The following is an 18276-nucleotide window of genomic DNA, read 5'->3' as shown; positions in this document are numbered from 1 at the left end:
GCGGGCGACCGGGGCTCGGCCGGCGATCACACCGACCACGGGCTCAGCGGGAGTAGCTCGCCGCCAGGCGCCGCAGCCCCTCGTCGATCGAGACGGCCGGTGACCACGCCAGCGCCCGGCGCGTCTCGCGCTGGTCGAACCAGTGCGCCGTCGACAGCTGCTCCGCGAGAAAGCGGGTCATCGGCGGCTCGTCGGCCCCGGGCCGGATCGCCCACACACGCTCGATCATCGAGCCGGCGGCGCGCCCGAGCCCGGCCGGAATGCTCCAGCGCGGCGGCCGCACACCCGCCGCGAGGCAGATGCCCGCGAGCAGGTCACCGACCGGTCGTGGCTCGCCGTTGGTGACGACGTATGCCTTGCCGTGCGCTTCGGGGGTGCGGCTGAGAGCCGCCGAGATCGCAGTCGCGGCGTTGTCCACATAGGTCGAGTCGATGAGCGCGGTGCCGCCGTTGAGCAACGGCAGCCGCCGCCTGCGGGCGCGGTCGACGATGCGAGCGGTGAGCTGGGTGTCTCCCGGCCCCCAGACGAGGTGAGGACGGATGGCCACGACATTCATCTCGGCCGAGTCCCGCGCAAGCGCGATCAGTTCGCCCTCCGCCTTCGTACGCGCGTACTCGCCGCGCGCGCGTCGAGGGTCGGCCGGCGCGGCACCCACGCCGGCCAGGGCCGAACCCGCGTGCGCGACCGACGGAGACGAGACCTGGACGAAGCGAGCCACACCGGCGCGCTCGGCGGCATCCAGCATCGATCGCGTTCCGGCCACATTCACGGTGCGGAAGTCCTCTGCGCGGCCCGCCAGCGAGACCTTCGCGGCGAGGTGCACCACGCCATGCGCCCCGTCGATCGCCCGCTCAACGACCAGCGGATCGGTGATCGAGCCCAGGATGTCGGTGACTCCGTCGACCTCCGATGGCCGTCGCTGCAGAGTGCGCACGTCGTGGCCGCCGGCCACCAGCTCGCTCGCGACGGCCCGGCCGAGGAACCCGGACGCCCCCGTGAGGAGCACGATCACGGCGCGTCGGGCCTTCCTCCGGCGAGGACGCGTTCCGCCCAGGCCGAGAGCCTAGACCGGTCGATCTTCGAGTTGTGCCGGATGTCGGTGGGCAGCCGTGGGACGGCGAGCACGGCCACGAGGGGGATGCCGGTGCTCGCACGCACGGCACGGGTGAGGTGGGGCTCGGCGAGCCCCGCGTGCGCGGCCGGCGGCAGGGTCTCGACGACAGCGACCGCCTGGCGCAGTCCGTGCGGTCCGACGCCGACCACGGCCGCGCGGCGCACCGCGTCGACGCGCTCGACCTGCTGCTCCGGTCCGACGGGAGCGATCGGACCGTCCCCCGACACGATGACGTGCGGCATCCGCCCCTCGACCCAGAGGCGTCCGAGCTCGTCCAGGTGGCCGACGTCTCCGGTGCGGTGCCAGCGGGGGGATGATGCGTCCGCCGCGTCGCCGGTGTCGGTCTCGCGCTCCGCGGCACGGTCGGTGAGCCACAGCCGGTCGTAGTGGTCCTTGAGGTGGGGCGCCGAGACGACGATCTCACCGAGGACTCCGGGCTCGTCGCCGGGCACACCCGTCGCGCGTCCGTCGGCGTCGAGTGCGCTGACGAGTACGCGATTCGAGCCGATCGGGCGCCCGACGCACACGCCCGCATCGGGGCTTTCGGCGGCCTCGCGCACGCCGTCGAGCGTGACATCCGTCACGAGCAGGCACTCGGTCATCCCGTACGGCGTGTGCGGTGTCGCGTTCGGCATGAGCTCGGCGGCCGATTCGAGAAGCCGTGCGCTGATCGGAGCGCCCGTGGAGAGGAACGTCTGCACGCGAGCGAGCGCATCGCGGTCTTCGGCGGCGAGCGCCCCCGCGGTGTCGACCACATTCAGGATGGCGGCAGGGGAGAGGAACACGATCCGGGCATCCGACTCGCGCACGGCGGCTGCCACCGCCGTCGCGGTGAGCGTGCGCGGCGACGACACATCCATATCGGGGGTCACTGAGCGGGTGCCGAGCGCCGGGCCCAGTAAGGCGAACGGAGCGAATCCGGTGACCAGCCCCGACTCGTGCGTCACGCCGAAGTGCGCCGCCAGCACGTCTCGCAGCGCGGACAGCTGTCGGTGCGTGTAGGCGACACCCTTCGCCGGTCCTGTCGATCCCGACGTGAAGAGGATGGCCGCGTCGTCGTCGGGGAGCGGAGCGGCGGGAAGGGTCGCGTCATCGCCCCCGCGGACGAGGTCGCTGAGGCTGTACGAGACGCCGAGCGCCGCGGCCGCCGCCCTCGGAAGGCGCGCAGCCGAGATCCGCACTCCCGGCCAGCCGAGCGCGCGCGCCGCCGTGAGGCCGAGGGTCTCACCGATGATGAAGTCCGGCCAGGACCCGCGCACCGCGCGTGTGAGGCCTCGCACGCCGAGGCCGGCGTCGGCTACGACAACGACGGCGCCGATCCGCAGGCAGGCGTAGACGACGGCTGAGAGAGTGGGGCCGGGCTTGACGAGGAGTGACACACGATCGCCCCGCCGGACACCCACCCGATACAGCCCGGTCGCGATTCGGCGCACGCGGTCGTCGAGCTGACGCCAGCTCACCCGTCGCGGCGGCTCGGACCTGCGGGTCGACATATCGATGACGGCGATCGCCTCATCGCCCCGGCGGTCGTCGAGACCTCGCCAGATCGGCACGAAGTCCGAATCTTCCGTGGATCCAGAGACAGTGGTGGCAGCGGCGCGCAGCGACTCCGCACCTCGCCCGGTGAGGCGTTCGCCGTGATCGCCGAGCCACGCCAGCAGGGCGTCGGCATAGGGACGATCCTCGGCCAGCAGGTGGCCCGCCCCCTCGAACCGATGCACCTGGGCATGCGGCAGGCGGTCCACGAGGTCGTCGAGGTAGCGGTCGCTGAAGATCGGGTCGCGAGGCCCCCACAGCAGGAGCGCGGGTACGTCCAGCTCGGCGACACCCGCGGCGATGCGCGCCAGTTCGGGACTGCTCGCATGACTGCCGTCGACCGGGATGTCGGCGACGAAGTCGCCGATCGCGCGACGCCGGTCGGCGGACCGGTACGGCGCGCGGTACGCGTCTTTGGTCGCGGCATCCAATGCCGGCGATGCAAGCGCGAGCGTCGTGTCGAGGAATGCCGTGGTGGCAACCGTCGAGGCCGCGAGCACCCCGCGTGCACCCGCGAGACGCAGCGGCGCCGGGATCGGCACGCCGTCGGGCTGGTGAACCGCCGTATTGAGCAGCATGACCCCGGCGACGGATGCCGGATGGCCGACCGCCCAGCCGAGTGACACCACACCGCCCCAGTCGTGGCCGAGCGTCACGACCGGCGAGTCGAGCGCGAGAGCCTCGCTGAGCGCCCCGAGGTCCGAGACGCGCTGCGCGAGCGGACGGTGCGTTCCGGTGCGCTCCGAGAATCCCATGTCGAGCTGGTCGACGGCGACGACGCGCCACGCCGGCTCGCCCGCCTCGGCGGCACGCACGGACTCCGTGACGAGCGCACGCCAGAGATACGACCAGGTCGGGTTGCCGTGCACCGCGAGGATCGTGCCCACGGGCCGGACGCCCAGCCTGGCCAGTTCGTCCCCGGTGTCGAGGCAATGCCACTCACGATCGAGTCCTGCATCGATGCCCCGGCCCGGTGCGCTGACGATGCGGCTGAAGCGAGGATCGAGTCCGGGCAGGCCGGACGGGGGAAGTGTGGCGCCCTCGGTCACCAGGCGAGTTCCATCATTGCGGTGTTGAGCCCCGAGCCGACGCCCATCAGCAGCACGCGATCTCCCTTGGAGAGCGTCGCCTGCTCTTCGACGAGCGTGATGGGGATCGAAGCCGGCCCCACGTTGCCGTACTGGGGGAACGTGACAGGCACGCGGGTGCGATCGAGCTTCGCCGCCTTGACGATGGCGGCGGTATGCACCGAGGACACCTGGTGGGTGATGTACCGGTCCATCGACGACCAGTTCCAGTCCACCGAGGCCTCCTTCCATGCGGAGACGACGAGGTCGAGTCCGCCCTTCAGAAGTGCCTTCGCATCCGTGAACATGCCGTCCACGCTCCCGACGCACAGCTCGTGGAACTGAGTGGCGGCGCGCGTGACTCCGCCGAGGATGCGGTGCGCCGCGGGGTGCTCGTCGGTGCGGCCGAGCACCGCGGCCGCCGAACCCGATCCGAGCGTGAGCGACGCGAATTCGCTCATGAAGCCGTCGCGACCGACATCCGGCCGCAGCAGACGACGGATCGTGTTGGTCTGGATCTCGTCCGCGTCTTCGCCGTTGACGACGATCGCATACCGGATCTGGCCGGACTCGATCATGCTCGCGGCGAGACTCATGCCGCTGACGAATCCGAGGCATGCATTGGCGACGTCGAAGTTGATGGCCGAGGTCGGCAGCCCGAGGCCGTGGTGCAGCCGCACCGCCACCGAGGGTTCGAGATGCTTCCGCGTGACAGACGTGTTGATGAGGAGGCCGACCTCAGAAGGGTCCACGCCGGCCTCGGCGAGTGCGCGACGACCCGCTTGCACCGTCGCCTCATCGGAGGACTCGTCGGCCGCCCAGTTACGGCGCTCGAGAACCCCGGCCACTCGCTGCAGCAGACCGCCGGGCAGCTTCAGGCGCCGAAGCGCCGACGAGAGGCGGTCCTCGATCTCCTCCGACGTCGTCACCCGACTGGGCAAGGTGCTCGCCACCGACAGCAGCGAGACGTTGTCGAAGCGGGTGTTCGCATTTCCAGCCACGGGACCTCCGTTGAACGGGCCCGTCAGGCACAGTTCCTCAAGAGGGCTACTTTACGCCCGTGCACAGCCGCGTCGAGCACACGGCCGCAGAAGGGTATGATGCAGCGGCCCGAAACCTCTGCGATGATTCGCCTCAGATGGAGTGCCGCGTCAGCTGACCGCCTTGCGCACGAGTTCCGTGACCTTCTTCTCTACGGCCGGCGTCCACTTGCGGACCGCGAAGCCGATAGGCCAGGTGTCACCGTCGTCGAGGTTGGCGCGGTCTTCGAAGCCGATGGTCGCGTAGCGCGTCTTGAACTTCTTCGCCGGCTGGATGAACACCACGATCTTGCCCTCGTCGTTGGCGAACCCCGGCATGCCGTAGTAGGTCTTCGGCACCAGATCCGGCGCGACTTCGCTCACGACCTTGTAGAGGCCTTCGGCGAGCGGCTTGTCTTCCGGCTCCAGACCGGCGATGGCATCCAAGACCGCCTTCTCACCCGCAGCGCGGTTCTTACCGGCCTTCTCCTGGTCGCGCAGCTCCTTCGCCCGCTGCTTGACGGCTTCGCGCTCCTCGGCGGTCAGTCCTGTGGATGTGTCGCTCTTGGCCATCGTGATTCTCCTTCGGATGCTGGCCGGCGATGCCGGCCCGTACGATTCGTCGCTCTCAGGCTATTGAGAGCGACCGTCACGTGCTTCTTCGATCCTGCTCGATCGAGGCTGTGCCGCAAGGGCTCGTCTCAGATCGCATGGCCGGCCTCGACGACCGATCGTGTCGAAGGCCTGACATGCACCGCGCCGGTCACGACGTTGGAGACGGTCTTGGCCGACACGTTCATGAAGGGCCGCCTACGGCGAGCCGCCGACTCGGCCGGTCGAGTTGCGGATCACCAGGTCTGACTGCAGTGGCGGCGTGCCTTCGTACACTCCACCGAGCAGCTCCATCACCGCGGCCCGGCCCTGGGCTGCGAAGTCGATCCGCAGTGTGGTGAGCGGTGGCGAGAAGTATGCGGCTTCGGGAATGTCATCCACGCCGGTGACACTCACGTCGTCGGGCACACGAAGGCCGCGGTGGGTGAGGGCGAGCATCGCGCCGAGAGCCATCTGGTCGTTCGAGGCCACGATCGCGGTCGCCGGCAGCTCCTGCGACAGGCGGGCGACGGCGTCGTACCCGGACTTCGCCGACCAGTCGCCGGCGAGGATCGCGATCGGGTCGAGTCCGTGGACCGCGAGGGCGGACGTGAAGGCCCGCGATCGGTTACGCGCCGCCAACCATGTCGAGGGTCCGGCGATGTGCACGAATCCCTCATGGCCGAGGTCGACCAGGTGTGCGATCACCGCCGGAAAGCCGCGGTTGGTCAGCTCGGGGTGACCCGTGAGCACGTCGTCCTTCTCCGACGCGATGAACGTCGGCACCCGGAAGTCGGCGGCGGCGAAGGCGTCAGCCATCTCATCCGTCGATGCAAGCGCCAGGACTCCGGCGACATCCAGCTGATGGACGAGCTCCAGTGCCTCCTGGATCGACCGGGAATCGGCCATGTCGAGTGAGACGATGTCGAGGAGGTAACCGGCCTCGCGCGCTGCTTCGCTCGCGCCCTGCACGATCCGGCTGGGGCCGACCTGATCGATCGCGTGGGTCAGGGCCGCGATGCGATGCGAGGTGCCCTTGCGCAGCGACCGGGCGGTCAGATTCGGTCGGTAGCCGAGCTGCTGCAGTGCCGCGAGCACTCGGTCCCGAGTCTCGGGCCGGATGCCCTCGTACCCCTTGATGAATCGGCTGACGGTCTGGTGCGACACGCCCGCCACCCGGGCGACGTCATAGATCGTCGCGGCCTTTCCGTTCGGGGATTCGGCGGGCGGCGGTTCGGTGGCTGGTGCCGGAGCGCTGGCTGCGTCCGCATCCATCGGGACCTCCGATGCGTGTGCTGGTGGCTTGAGACTAGCGGCGCGCGTGACATCCGCATGTCAATGAAGCGTGCTCAGTTTATCGATAACATTCTGGTCACGAAAGCTTGTTATCGAAAACATTCCCCAATAGCGTGCTCCGTAAGCCCCACGAAGACGACACAACGGAGTTCATTCAGGATGGTTTCACTCACCAACGGCTACCGCCCCAGTGGCGTTCTCTTCGGGGCCGCGTATTACGCCGAGTACCACCTGGCGGATCGGCTCGAAGTCGATCTCGACCTGATGAAGGCAGCGGGTTTCACCGTCATCCGCGTCGGCGAATCGGTGTGGTCGACCTGGGAGCCGCGCGATGGCGAATTCGACCTCGACTGGCTCACGCCGGTGCTGGACGGCGCATACTCGCGCGGCATCCGGGTCATTCTGGGCACGCCGACGTACGCGGTGCCGCCGTGGCTGCAGGTCTCCCACCCCGAGATCGCGGGCGAGCGCGCCACGGGCGTCCGGATCCCGTGGGGCGCCCGCCAGGAGGTCGACTTCACCCACCCGGTATTCCGCACGTACGCCGAGCGCGTCATCCGCGCGATCCTGGAGCGACACGCTCGGCACCCTTCAGTGATCGGGTTCCAGGTCGACAACGAGCCCGGGCTCGAGCTCTTCCACAACGAGGGCGTGTTCGCCGGGTTCGTGGAGTCGCTGAGGGAACGGTACGGCGACGTCGAGACGCTCAACCGGGAGTGGGGGCTGACCTATTGGTCGCACCGCCTCACCGAGTGGTCGCAGCTGTGGCGCCCCGACGGCAACACTTTCCCGCAATACGACCTCGCGTGGCGTCGCTATCAGGCCACACTGACGACCGAGTTCATCGCCTGGCAGGCCGATCTCGTCGATGAGTTCCGCCGGGACGACCAGTTCGTGATGACATGCCTGGCCTACCCGCGGCCCGCCGTCGATGACGAGAAGCTCAACGAGCGTCTCGACATCACGGCGGGAAACCCCTACTACGGCACGCAGGATCGCCTCGACGCGCTGAGGTCCGAGCCCGAGTTGAGCCACTGGACCACGACGGGGGTCGCGGGACTGTTCCGTCAGGCCGACCGGCTGTTCTCGTCGAAGCAGTCGAGATACCTCGTCACCGAGACGAACGCCCAGTCGATCAGCGGGCCCGACCTGAACTTCCCGCCCTATCCAGGACAGCTCGCCCAGTCCGCCTTCGCGCTGATCTCGAGGGGCGCGGCGATGATCGAGTACTGGCACTGGCACACGCTTCCGTACGGCGCAGAGACGTACTGGGGCGGCGTGCTGCCGCACAGTCTCGTGCCCGGACGCATCTATCGCGAAGCCGCAGAACTCGGTGCCGCGCTCGGCAGCATCGGCGACGCCCTCGACGGCTACGAGCCGGATGCCGACGTGGCGATCCTGTGGTCGAACCCGAGCCGTTTCGCCCTTCAGTTCACGCCGCCGTTCCAATCCGGCGGGGGCAAGGACACCCGCGCCTACGAGCACATCATCGACAGCTTCCACCGCGGAGTCGTCGATTCGGGGCGGCAGGCGCGCATCCTCCACGTCGACCAGGCTCACGGCATCGGCGCCGCGGAACTGGCCACGCGCTTCCCGGTCATCGTGGCGGCCGGGCTGTACATCACGACGGATGCCGATCTCGCACTCCTGCGTGACTACGCCGAGCAGGGCGGACACCTCGTGATGGGTGTGCGCACGGGCTACGCCGACGACGAAGCCCGCGCCCGCGTCGAAGTCGCGCCCCCCGGGCTCAGCGAAGCGGCGGGCGTTCGCTACGACGAGTACTCCAACCTCGACGCGAGCATCCCCGTGACCGGCACGGACGGACTCCGCACCGACTCGGCGGCCGCAACGCTGTGGCTCGACGGTCTCATCGTCGACGGCGCCGAGGTGCTCGCCCGCTACGAGCACCCTCGCTTCGACGAGTTCCCGGCCGTCACCACCAACCGCGCCGGTGCCGGGCGCGTTTCGGTCGTCGGCACGGTGCCCTCGCCCGAGTTCGCCTCCGACATCGCACGATGGGCCGCACCCACCGCGATCGGTTCGCAGCTTGCCGGCACGACATCTCTGCCCGTCACGGTCTCGTCCGGCTTGCTGCCAACCGGACAGCGTGCGTGGTTCGTCTTCAACTGGGGCTTCCCCGAACAGCAGATCACCCTTTCGCTTCCCGTCACCGACCTGGTGACGGGCGCCGCCCTCGAGGCGGGCACCGCACTCTCACTCGATGCGTGGTCGACCAAGGCCTTCGTCAGTCGGTGAGACCCCGGATCACCCTGATCCGACACCCCAGATAAGAAAGAGCAACCATGAACAAGGCACCAAGGACAGCGACGGCGCTGCTGGGCGGCATCGCTGCCACTGCTCTGATCCTCTCCGGCTGCAGCGGCGGCGGGACGGGCGACAACGGCGGCGGCACCGACACGATCACGCAGGATCAGATCGACGAGGCGATGACCACCCCCACCAACCTCACCTTCTGGACGTGGGTCCCCGACATCCAGAACGAGGTCGACCTCTTCGAAGCGAAGTACCCCGACATCAAGGTCAAGGTCGAGAACGTGGGCCAGGGCCTGCCGCACTATCAGAAGCTGCGCAGCGCCATCGAGGCAGGCGAGGGTGCGCCGGATGTCGCGCAGATCGAGTACCAGTACATCCCCTCGTTCGTTCTTCCCGAGTCGCTGCTCGACCTGACGCCGTACGGAGCCGACGAGCTCGCCGACGACTACGTCGGATGGGCCTGGAACCAGGTCTCGCCGGCGGAAGAGGTGTGGGCGATCCCGCAGGACGTCGGCCCGATGGGCAACCTGTACCGCGAGGACATCCTGACCAAGGCGGGCATCACCGACCCGCCCGCGACGTACGACGACTACGCCACAGCCGCGAAGGCCGTGAAGGACAAGACCGGGTCGTACATCTCGAACCTCGGCGCGACCCAGGCGGGCCAGATGATCGGCTTCTTCTGGCAGGCGGGCATCAAGCCGTTCGGGTACGACGGTGCCGAGACCGTGAAGATCGATGTCAACAGCGACGAGGCGAAGCAGGTGGCGGACTACTGGACGGGTCTGATCCAGGACGACCTCATCTCGACCGACGTCGATTTCAACGACGAGTGGTATCAGGGTCTCGCGAACGGCAAGTACGCCGGATGGCTCACCGCAGCGTGGGCACCGGTGTTCCTGCAGGGCACGGCTGAGGACACCTCAGGTCTGTGGCGCGCCGCGCCGCTGCCGCAGTGGGAAGAGGGAGCCGAGGTCTCGGGCAACTGGGGCGGCTCGTCCGACGCGGTCCTCGCCGGCAGCAAGAACCCCATCGCCGCGTACGAGCTCGCGAAGTTCATCAACAACGACGAGGAGTCGGCGATGATGCTCGCGACGGAGCAGTTCCTGTTCCCGCCTCAGGTGTCGGTGCTCGAGAACCCTGAGTGGGTCGACCAGCAGTCGGAGTTCTACGGCGGGCAGGAAGTGAACAAGCTGTTCGCCGAGATCTCCACGACGGTCGACACGGACTTCCAGTGGCTGCCGTTCATGGACTACGTGTATTCGACCTACTCCGAGACGATCGGGACCGTGATCGAGGCGAAGGGCGACATCTCCAGCGCGCTCGACACATGGCAGGACCAGCTCGTGAAGTACGCCGAGGATCAGGGCTTCACCGTCGAGTGAGTCCCAGGGCGCCCGTCGCGTGCGCGGCGGGCGCCCTTCACCCGGCTCTGAAGAGCCGACAAACCCGAGACTTTGCGGACGCCAGCCGCACTGATAAGGAGTCATCGTGTCGAATACCCCGGCGCTCACCGTTGAGCGCCCGTCACCACCGGTCAAGGCCAAGCGTCACACCAGCCCGACAAAGCGAAAGCAGAATCGCGCCGCGTATCTGTTCCTCCTGCCGTTCTTCATCGTGTTCATCACGATGCTCGTCATCCCGCTCGTCTATGCGGGCTACCTCAGTCTGTTCGAGAGCAAACTCATCGGTGGCTCGGTCTTCGCGGGCCTGGCCAACTACGCACGCGCGCTGACCGATCCGCAGTTCCTCGGTGGGCTGGGCCGGGTGGCTCTCTTCTTCATCATCCAGGTACCGATCATGCTCGGCCTCGCGCTCTTCTTCGCACTCGCGCTCGACACCATGCGCGCCAGAGGATCCAAGGGGATCCGACTGCTGATCTTCATGCCGTACGCCGTGCCGGCGGTCGTCGCCACGCTCATGTGGGGTTACCTCTACGGCGCCGATTTCGGACCCATCGCACAGATCGCTCGGGCGGCAGGCCTCGGTACACCGGACTTCCTGTCGGCCGGAAACATCCTCTACTCGATGATGAACATCGTCACGTGGGAGTTCATCGGCTACAACATGATCATCATGTACGCGGCCCTCCGGTCGATCCCCGGCGAGCTGTACGAAGCCGCTGAGATCGACGGCGCGGGTCAGTTCCGGCTCGCCTGGAGCGTGAAGATCCCGGCCATCCGTCCAGCGATCATGCTGACCGTGATCTTCTCGATCATCGGCTCGTTCCAGCTGTTCGCCGAGCCGAGCCTGCTCGACGCGCTCGCACCGGCCGCGATCACCAACGGGTTCACGCCGAACTACTACGCCTACAACCTGGCGTTCATCAATCAGGAGCTCAACTATGCGGCCGCGGTCGCGTTCCTGCTCGGACTCGTGATCGCTGTGATTTCGTACTTCGTCCAGCTCGGATCCGAACGAAGCGCGCGCCGCGAGAGGAAGGGGCTGTGATGACTGTCACCGAAACCCGCACTCTGGTCACTCCAGGCACGTCTCGTCGTCGTCGCGGCGGAAGTCGGCACTACGACCCCTCGCGTCGGCGCAGCATGCTGCTCACCGTGCTGCTGTGGCTCTGCGCCCTGTACTTCATCCTTCCGCTGTGGTGGCTGTTCGTCTCGTCCACCAAGGACAACTCGGCCCTGTTCTCGACGTTCGGGCTGTGGTTCGCGCCGGAGCTGTCGCTGTGGGACAACCTGCAGACGCTGTTCACCATCCGCGGCGGGATCTTCATCCGCTGGATGCTCAACACCGTGGTGTATTCCACGGTGTCGGCATTCGGTGCGACGCTCCTTGCGGCTATGGCCGGCTACGCGTTCGCGAAGTACGAGTTCCCCGGCAAGAAGGTGCTGTTCAGCGCGACGCTCGGTGCGGTGATGATCCCGCTCACGGCTCTCGCCCTCCCGACCTATCTGCTCTTCTCGCAGGCAGGTCTCACCGACACTCCCTGGGCCGTCATCATCCCGTCGCTGGTGAGCCCGTTCGGTGTCTATCTGATGCGGGTCTACGCTGCGGACGCGATCCCCGACACGCTGATCGAGGCAGCTCGCGTAGACGGCGCGGGTGAGTTCCGCATCTTCTGGCAGGTCGGTCTCCGTCTGCTCGGTCCGGGACTCGTCACCGTGTTCCTCTTCTCGCTGGTCGCGACGTGGAACAATTACTTCCTGCCGCTCATCATGCTGAACACGTCCGACCTGTACCCGATCACGGTCGGTCTTGCGCAGCTGCAGGCGGCGGCATCTGCAGGCGGCGGCACTCAAGCCCTGTTCTCGACGGTGATCACCGGCTCGTTCGTGTCGATCATCCCGCTGATCATCGCCTTCCTCTTCCTGCAGCGGTACTGGCAGTCGGGGCTTGCGACCGGCAGCGTGAAGGGCTGAGCGAATTTGACGGGGGATCCATTGTCTCGAGGCACACGTACGTTCGTGATCGGCGACCCCGATTTCCTGCTCGACGGTGAGCCGTTCCGCATCCTCTCGGGTGCGATCCACTACTTCCGGGTGCATCCCGAACAGTGGGCCGACCGCATCCGCAAGGCGCGCCAGATGGGCCTCAACACCATCGAGACGTACATCGCATGGAACGTGCACGAGCCGGTGAAGGGCGAGTGGGATGCCGCGGGCTGGAACGATCTCGGAGCATTCCTCGACGCCGTCGCGGCCGAGGGGATGTATGCCATCGTCCGTCCCGGTCCGTACATCTGCGCGGAGTGGACGAACGGCGGGCTCCCGGTGTGGTTGACGGCCGACCCGCAGATGCGGCTGCGCAGCTCCGAGCCCGGTTACCTCGCCGAGGCGGTGCGGTTCCTCCGTTCGGTCTACGAGATCGTCACGCCTCGACAGATCGATCGCGGCGGCAACGTCATCCTGGTCCAGATCGAGAACGAGTACGGCGCGTACGGCGACGACAAGGCCTACCTCGCCGAGCTGGTCGGCGTGACCCGGGATGCCGGCATCACCGTTCCGCTCGTGACCGTCGACCAGCCGCAGCCCGACATGCTGCGGGACGGGAGCACGCCCGGCGTGCACCTGACCGGATCATTCGGTTCGCGTGCGGCGGAGCGCCTCGCGACGCTGCGCCAGTTCCAGCCGAGCGGCCCCCTCATGTGCATGGAGTTCTGGGACGGGTGGTTCGACTGGTGGGGCGGCGCACATCACACCACCGATCCGAAGGATGCCGCTGCCGAGCTCGAGACGCTGCTCTCCAGCGGAGCATCCGTCAATTTCTACATGTTCCACGGCGGCACGAACTTCGGGCTCACAAACGGCGCCAACGACAAGGGTCGTTACGCCCCGCTCGTGACGTCGTACGACTACGACGCGCCGCTGGACGAGGCGGGCAGCCCGACGGCCAAGTACTTCGCCTTCCGCGACGTCATCGCCCGGTACGCGGAGGTGTCGGGTCCGGCCCCGTCAGCGCAGGCGGATGCGCCGGCATTCTCCGTCGACCTCCACGACGCGGGTGACTGGATGCCGGAGCTCGACGCGACAGCTCAGCGGTACGAGAAGCCTCCGACGTTCGACGAGCTCGGCTTCACGGGTGCCCTGGTGCGTTACGACGTCGAACTGCCCGCGATGCCGTGGCCGCAGGTGCTTGCATGGGACGAAGTTCGCGACCTCGCATGGGTGAGCGTCGACGGGGGGCCGGCGATCCGGCTGAGCCGATCCCGCAACCAGCACTCGGCCGTCGTGCAGCCGGGGGAGCGGCTGACGGTGCTGGTGGAAGATCAGGGCCGCGTCAACTATGACAGCCGGATCGGCGAGCCGAAGGGGCTCATCGGCGCCGCATCGCTGGGTGGTGCACCTCTGACCGGCTGGCGCGCCACGCCGATTGACGTCGAGGCGCGGGCCGCCGGAATCGCACCCGCCGACGGCGCCACGGCCCCGACGCCCGGTCCCGTCGCATTGACGGGCGAGTTCACGCTCGACGAGCAGGCCGACCTGTTCCTCGACACGTCCGGGTGGGCGAAGGGATACGCGTTCATCAACGGATTCCATCTCGGGCGGTACTGGGCGGACGGACCGCAGCAGACGCTCTACGTCCCCGCCCCCACGACGGTGGCGGGCACGAACCACCTGGTCATCCTCGAGCTCGAGCACACCGTCGACCCGACCGCCCGGTTCGTCCCGCGAGCCCTGCTGGGCCACCAGGAGGAGTGACCCGGCGCCGTCCGGTCTGGATCTCCGCCTCGGTTGCATCGCGTCCGCGGCAGTTTCCGTCATCCGCTGCGTCGATATGTGGCGCGGATGCCGGAAACGACCGCGCTGCTGTGGCCCGGGTGCTGACCGGCCGAGAGGCGAGCCAGTCAGGGTCGCTGAATCGGGAGTGGTCCCCGAACGGCCTGACCCCCACGTCGGATGTGTGACGATGGCGTGATGGACTACACGCAGCTCGGTCGGACAGGAACCTCGGTATCGCGAATCGTGCTGGGCACGATGAACTTCGGCGATCGCACGTCTGAGGAGGACTCATTCGCGATCCTGGATCGCGCGATCGAACTGGGTGTCAACTTCATCGACACCGCGAACGGATACGGCGGGGCGGGCGGTCGCGGCGCGACCGAGGAGATCATCGGGCGCTGGTTCGCTGCGCGCCCGGGCGTGCGTGACACCGTCGTGCTGGCCACGAAGGTGCACTCGCCCATGGTCGACCCCACGCCGGAGGGCGACGTGGTCAATGCGCGCGGCGCGTCGGCGTGGCAGGTGCGCCGTGAGGCGATCGGGTCGCTGCGGCGGCTGCAGACGGACCGCATCGATCTGTACCAGTTCCACCACATCGATCGCCACATCTCGTGGCCCGAACTCTGGCAGTCGATGGAGGTGCTCGTGGCACGGGGCGAGGTGATCTACGCCGGCAGCTCCAACTTCGCCGCGTGGAACATCGCCCAGGCCAACGAGATCGCCCAGCAGCGGAACTTCCTCGGCCTCGTCAGCGAGCAGTCGCTCTACAACCTCGTGCAGCGCTCGATCGAGCTCGAGGTCATCCCCGCCGCGCAGAACTACGGCCTCGGCATCCTTCCGTGGTCGCCCCTCGCGGGCGGCCTGCTCAGCGGCGGTTCCACGGATCCGAAGGCTCGCTCTGCGGCCGCGGGAGTCGCGTCCAAGCGTGACGAACGTCGCGACCAGCTCGATGCGTACGACGAGTTCGCGCGCGAGCGCGGCTGGACCCCGGCATCCCTCGGACTCGCATGGCTGCTGCATCAGCCGGCCGTGACGGGTCCGATCATCGGACCCCGCACAGTCGAGCAGCTGGAGTCGGCGGTCGCGGCCGTGGACATCCACCTGAGCGATGACGACCTCCGTGCGCTCGACGAGCTGTTCCCGGGTCCGGGTGGGCAGGCGCCGGAGGCCTACGCCTGGTAGTCAGATCACCGGAAGCGCGACCCCGGCCGCCAGCGCGATGATGCCGCCCGCGACGAGCCAGCCGGTCCACGCCAACAGGATGTCGAACATCCGGTTGCCGTTGATCTCCTCGTCGCCGAAGCCCGGAACGCTGATCTCCACGACCTCCCACAGGATCGTCAGGATGGCGACGACGACGAACGGGATGAGCCAGAGGCCGAGGACCACACCCGTCGTGGTGTGGATGGTCGACCACCACGGATCCATCAGCTTGCGGTCGCCGGCGGGGACCTCACCGGGCAGCGGCTTCGAGACGGTGGCCTCCATGAGCAGCCGCACGACGATCACGAGGACGAGCAGTCCGGTGCCCACAAGCCTGACCATGAGCACCCAATCGGGCAGGTCGTCGGCGGCCTGGACGATGAAGAGGCACACGACGACGGCTGCGACGACGTAGACGCCCGCAGAGACCCAGCTCAACCAGGAGCGCGTCGGCCAGTCCCGCCACTTGAGCTTCGTCACGCTCCGCAAGCCGCCACCGAGCTGAAGTTCTACGAAGGACGCCATCTCTTCACCGTTCCCGTCTGTCGTGTCGCACGTTCTCGCGGATGACGAGTCGCAACCGGACCGGCCTGATACATGTGCAGAGCTCTGACCTACCGTGCGACCGCTACCAGCCCCCGCGAGTGGGCGTGTGTCCTTCCCGCGCATCGTCGGGCATCGACATCTCGGCGCGCACGCCGAGCAGGCGGATGGGGCGATCGGGTTCCATCTTCGCCACGAGTTCGAACGTCTTCGCCAGCACGGCCTCGCGGTCGAAGGTCGCCGGGATCTTCTTCGTGAAGATCTTGGTGAAGAACGGCGCATAACGCACCTTGAGCGTCAGACCGATCACGGGCCGCCCTTCGGCGGAGACGTCGCCCAGTACCTGGTCGACCAGCGTTCGCACCGCATCGTCGACCTGCGCGGGCTCAGTGAGATCTTGCTGGTAGGTCGTCTCGCGGCTGTGCCCGCGCGCGACCCACGGGGTGTCGTCCACCACCGACGCGCCGTCGCCCCTCCCGAGCTGGGCGAACCAGAGACCCATCTTCGGTCCGAACTCCGCGACCAAGCCGGACTCGTCGGCCGCGGCGAGCTGGGCGACGGTCAGGATGCCGTGCTCGGCCAAGCGTCGCGAGACCTTGGTGCCGACGCCCCAGAGGTCGATGGTCGGCCGGTCGCCCATCACGTCCAGCCAGTTCGCGGCGGTCAGGCGGAAGACCCCCCGCGGCTTGCCGAATCCGGTGGCGATCTTCGCGCGGACGAGGGTGTCTCCGATACCGACGCTGCAGTGCAGGGCCGTCCGCTCGAGCACCGCCAGCTGCGCATTGCGGGCATACGCCTCGGGATCGTCGGTGGTGACCCCGACGAACGCCTCATCCCAGCCGAGCACCTGGACGACGGCGCCGGGCTGGGCGCGCAGGGTGGCCATCACCTCGTTCGACGCGGCGTTGTACGCAGGCGCATCCACCGGCAGGATGACCGCGTCTGGCACCTTGCGCGCGGCGATACGCAGCGGCATCCCCGACCCGACGCCGTACTCGCGGGCCTCGTATGACGCCGTCGAGACGACTGCTCGCTCCGTGGGATCCCCGCGTCCGCCGACGATCACCGGCTTGCCGGCGAGTTCCGGATGCCGCAGCACCTCGACGGCCGCAATGAACTGGTCGAGGTCGACGTGAAGCACCCACCCACGAAGCCTGTCGCTCATGGGAACAGTCTGCCTGAGGCCTCTCCCACGGCGACGGTACCGCTCTCGAGGTGCGGCTCTCAGGCGTCGGGCTGGTCGAACACGTAGAACACGCTGCCGCCGGGGGCAGCGAAGCCTGCCACCGTCCCGCCCGGAATCTCGTATCGCGCGATGACCACCTCGAGGTCGGCGTGTTCGGCGATCCATCCGCCGAGGTCGTCGACGAGGTACATCGGTCCCGCCGGCTGCTCGGTGTACGACAGCATCACCTGCGCAGCGCGGTCGGGCGTCCAGAATGCCACGGTGTCGTCGCTCTCGCGCCACGCCTCATCCCAGCCGAGGCCGTCGCGGTAGAACTCCACCGCAGTCTGCAGGTCCGAGACCGGCTGGTAAAGGAATGTCAGTTTCATCGAACTCTCCTCAACTCGATTGCACCTGGCTGCGCGCCGACACCAGCGTCTTGAGGTACCGCGCGTTGCGCACCGCGTTTCCGTCCCCGTCGTTGTTGAAATAGGCGAAGACGCGATGACCCGAATCCCGCCACTCGATGAGACGTTCCGCCCACCATACGAGGTCCTCGTCGAGATAGGAGCCGCCGTAGAGGTGCTCGTCGCTCGGCCCGTGAAGCCGGACATAGACGATCTCGCTCGTGGCGCGCAGCCGGCAGGGCAGTCCGGCGCCGCTCATCACGCAATACGACGCATCATTGCGTTCCAGCAGTTCGTAGACGGGGTCCGCATCCCACGACGGATGCCGCAACTCGACCGCCACCGGCATCCATTGCGGAGTCCTCTCGAGGAAGTAGGCGAGGCGTTCGTCGTCCCTCGCCATCGCGGGCGGCAGCTGGGCGAGCACGACGGCACGCTTGTCGCCGAGCTCGTGCCAGCCCGCGCTCATGCGGGTGAGCCAGTCTTCAGGGCCGTACAGCCTCTTGCCGTGGGTGAGGCCGCGCGCCGCCTTCACCGACATCGCGAACCCCGCCGGCAGTCGTTCTCGCCAGCTGCGAAAGCGGGATGCCGGCGGCCACCGGTAGAAGCTCGCATTCAGCTCGACCGTGTCGAACTCGCTGACGTACCGCGCGAGCCGGTCCCGCGCGGGGAGTCCCGGCGGGTAGAGGACCGACTCCCAGTGGTCGTAACTCCAACCCGACGTGCCGATGCGGATCCGCTGGTCAGACGTCTCGATCCTCCGCCCTCTCGCCTGCGTCGGAGGGGCGCAGGGGCGAGGTCGTCGAGGTCGCAGTCACGGCATCACGCTAGGGCCGCGCACGATCGGCTGCGGTGGGATTGACCTCGGTGTCGGTTCGCGA

Annotated in this window: 15 protein-coding genes; 6 read left to right on the top strand and 9 right to left on the bottom strand. The window is 67.9% G+C overall.

Going from position 1 to position 18276, the window contains the following annotated elements:
- Nucleotides 1-43 precede the first annotated feature (43 nt).
- The 5 genes from ABD188_RS17930 to ABD188_RS17910 all read right to left on the bottom strand — a co-directional run bounded on the left by ABD188_RS17930 (nt 44) and on the right by ABD188_RS17910 (nt 6602).
- The gene (locus ABD188_RS17930) at nt 44-1012 is read right to left on the bottom strand and encodes an NAD-dependent epimerase/dehydratase family protein (protein ID WP_344065515.1); all 969 of its coding nucleotides are present in this window, start codon (nt 1010-1012) and stop codon (nt 44-46) included.
- The gene (locus ABD188_RS17925) at nt 1009-3702 is read right to left on the bottom strand and encodes an alpha/beta fold hydrolase (RefSeq protein ID WP_425561384.1); all 2694 of its coding nucleotides are present in this window, start codon (nt 3700-3702) and stop codon (nt 1009-1011) included. Before ABD188_RS17925 ends, ABD188_RS17930 begins: the two co-directional genes overlap by 4 nt.
- Nucleotides 3696-4718 (bottom strand): 3-oxoacyl-ACP synthase III, encoded by a 1023-nt coding sequence (locus ABD188_RS17920; RefSeq protein WP_344065509.1) that lies wholly within the window; start codon nt 4716-4718, stop codon nt 3696-3698. The genes ABD188_RS17925 and ABD188_RS17920 overlap by 7 nt, the downstream gene beginning before the upstream one ends.
- Nucleotides 4719-4868: 150 nt before the next feature.
- Nucleotides 4869-5309 carry an iron chaperone gene (locus ABD188_RS17915; RefSeq protein WP_344065506.1) on the bottom strand — a complete coding sequence of 147 codons (441 nt, stop codon included), beginning with the start codon at nt 5307-5309 and terminating at the stop codon, nt 4869-4871.
- A gap of 237 nt (nt 5310-5546) precedes the next feature.
- Complete coding sequence (locus ABD188_RS17910; protein ID WP_344065503.1) at nt 5547-6602, bottom strand: LacI family DNA-binding transcriptional regulator; 1056 nt, start codon at nt 6600-6602, stop codon at nt 5547-5549.
- Nucleotides 6603-6782: 180 nt separating this feature from the next.
- Between ABD188_RS17910 and ABD188_RS17905 the strand changes: the two genes are divergently transcribed.
- The 6 genes from ABD188_RS17905 (at nt 6783) to ABD188_RS17880 (ending at nt 15259) form a co-directional block, all read left to right on the top strand.
- Nucleotides 6783-8882 (top strand): beta-galactosidase, encoded by a 2100-nt coding sequence (locus ABD188_RS17905; RefSeq protein ID WP_344065500.1) that lies wholly within the window; start codon nt 6783-6785, stop codon nt 8880-8882.
- 47 nt (nt 8883-8929) lie between these two features.
- A complete protein-coding gene (locus tag ABD188_RS17900) occupies nt 8930-10285 on the top strand; it encodes an ABC transporter substrate-binding protein (protein ID WP_344065497.1) in 1356 nt (451 codons plus the stop codon).
- Nucleotides 10286-10391: 106 nt separating this feature from the next.
- Entirely contained in the window at nt 10392-11351 is a 960-nt protein-coding gene (locus ABD188_RS17895) for a carbohydrate ABC transporter permease (RefSeq protein WP_344065494.1), read from the top strand.
- Nucleotides 11351-12277, top strand: coding sequence for a carbohydrate ABC transporter permease (locus ABD188_RS17890; protein ID WP_344065491.1), 927 nt, complete (start codon nt 11351-11353; stop codon nt 12275-12277). Before ABD188_RS17895 ends, ABD188_RS17890 begins: the two co-directional genes overlap by 1 nt.
- A gap of 45 nt (nt 12278-12322) precedes the next feature.
- Nucleotides 12323-14056, top strand: a complete 1734-nt coding sequence (locus ABD188_RS17885) for a glycoside hydrolase family 35 protein (protein WP_344065488.1) — start codon at nt 12323-12325, stop codon at nt 14054-14056.
- A 216-nt stretch (nt 14057-14272) separates the two neighbouring features.
- Nucleotides 14273-15259, top strand: a complete 987-nt coding sequence (locus tag ABD188_RS17880; RefSeq protein WP_344065486.1) for an aldo/keto reductase — start codon at nt 14273-14275, stop codon at nt 15257-15259.
- On the opposite strand, the gene ABD188_RS17875 is transcribed toward ABD188_RS17880, so the two are convergent.
- The 4 genes from ABD188_RS17875 to ABD188_RS17860 form a co-directional block, all read right to left on the bottom strand.
- Nucleotides 15260-15805 carry a hypothetical protein gene (locus ABD188_RS17875; RefSeq protein ID WP_344065483.1) on the bottom strand — a complete coding sequence of 182 codons (546 nt, stop codon included), beginning with the start codon at nt 15803-15805 and terminating at the stop codon, nt 15260-15262. It abuts the gene before it with no gap.
- A gap of 103 nt (nt 15806-15908) precedes the next feature.
- On the bottom strand, nt 15909-16988 hold the full coding sequence (locus ABD188_RS17870; protein ID WP_344065479.1) for a DNA polymerase IV: 1080 nt from the start codon (nt 16986-16988) through the stop codon (nt 15909-15911).
- Between the two features lie 59 nt (nt 16989-17047).
- Nucleotides 17048-17377 (bottom strand): VOC family protein, encoded by a 330-nt coding sequence (locus tag ABD188_RS17865; RefSeq protein ID WP_344065476.1) that lies wholly within the window; start codon nt 17375-17377, stop codon nt 17048-17050.
- A gap of 10 nt (nt 17378-17387) precedes the next feature.
- Entirely contained in the window at nt 17388-18131 is a 744-nt protein-coding gene (locus ABD188_RS17860) for a DUF72 domain-containing protein (RefSeq protein WP_344067229.1), read from the bottom strand.
- Between the last annotated feature and the right edge of the window lie 145 nt (nt 18132-18276).

Source organism: Microbacterium pumilum, from assembly GCF_039530225.1.
Classification (GTDB): Bacteria; Actinomycetota; Actinomycetes; order Actinomycetales; family Microbacteriaceae; genus Microbacterium; species Microbacterium pumilum.
The sequence above is the reverse complement of the archived record's forward strand: the minus strand, read 5'-3'. Positions and strand labels throughout refer to the sequence as shown.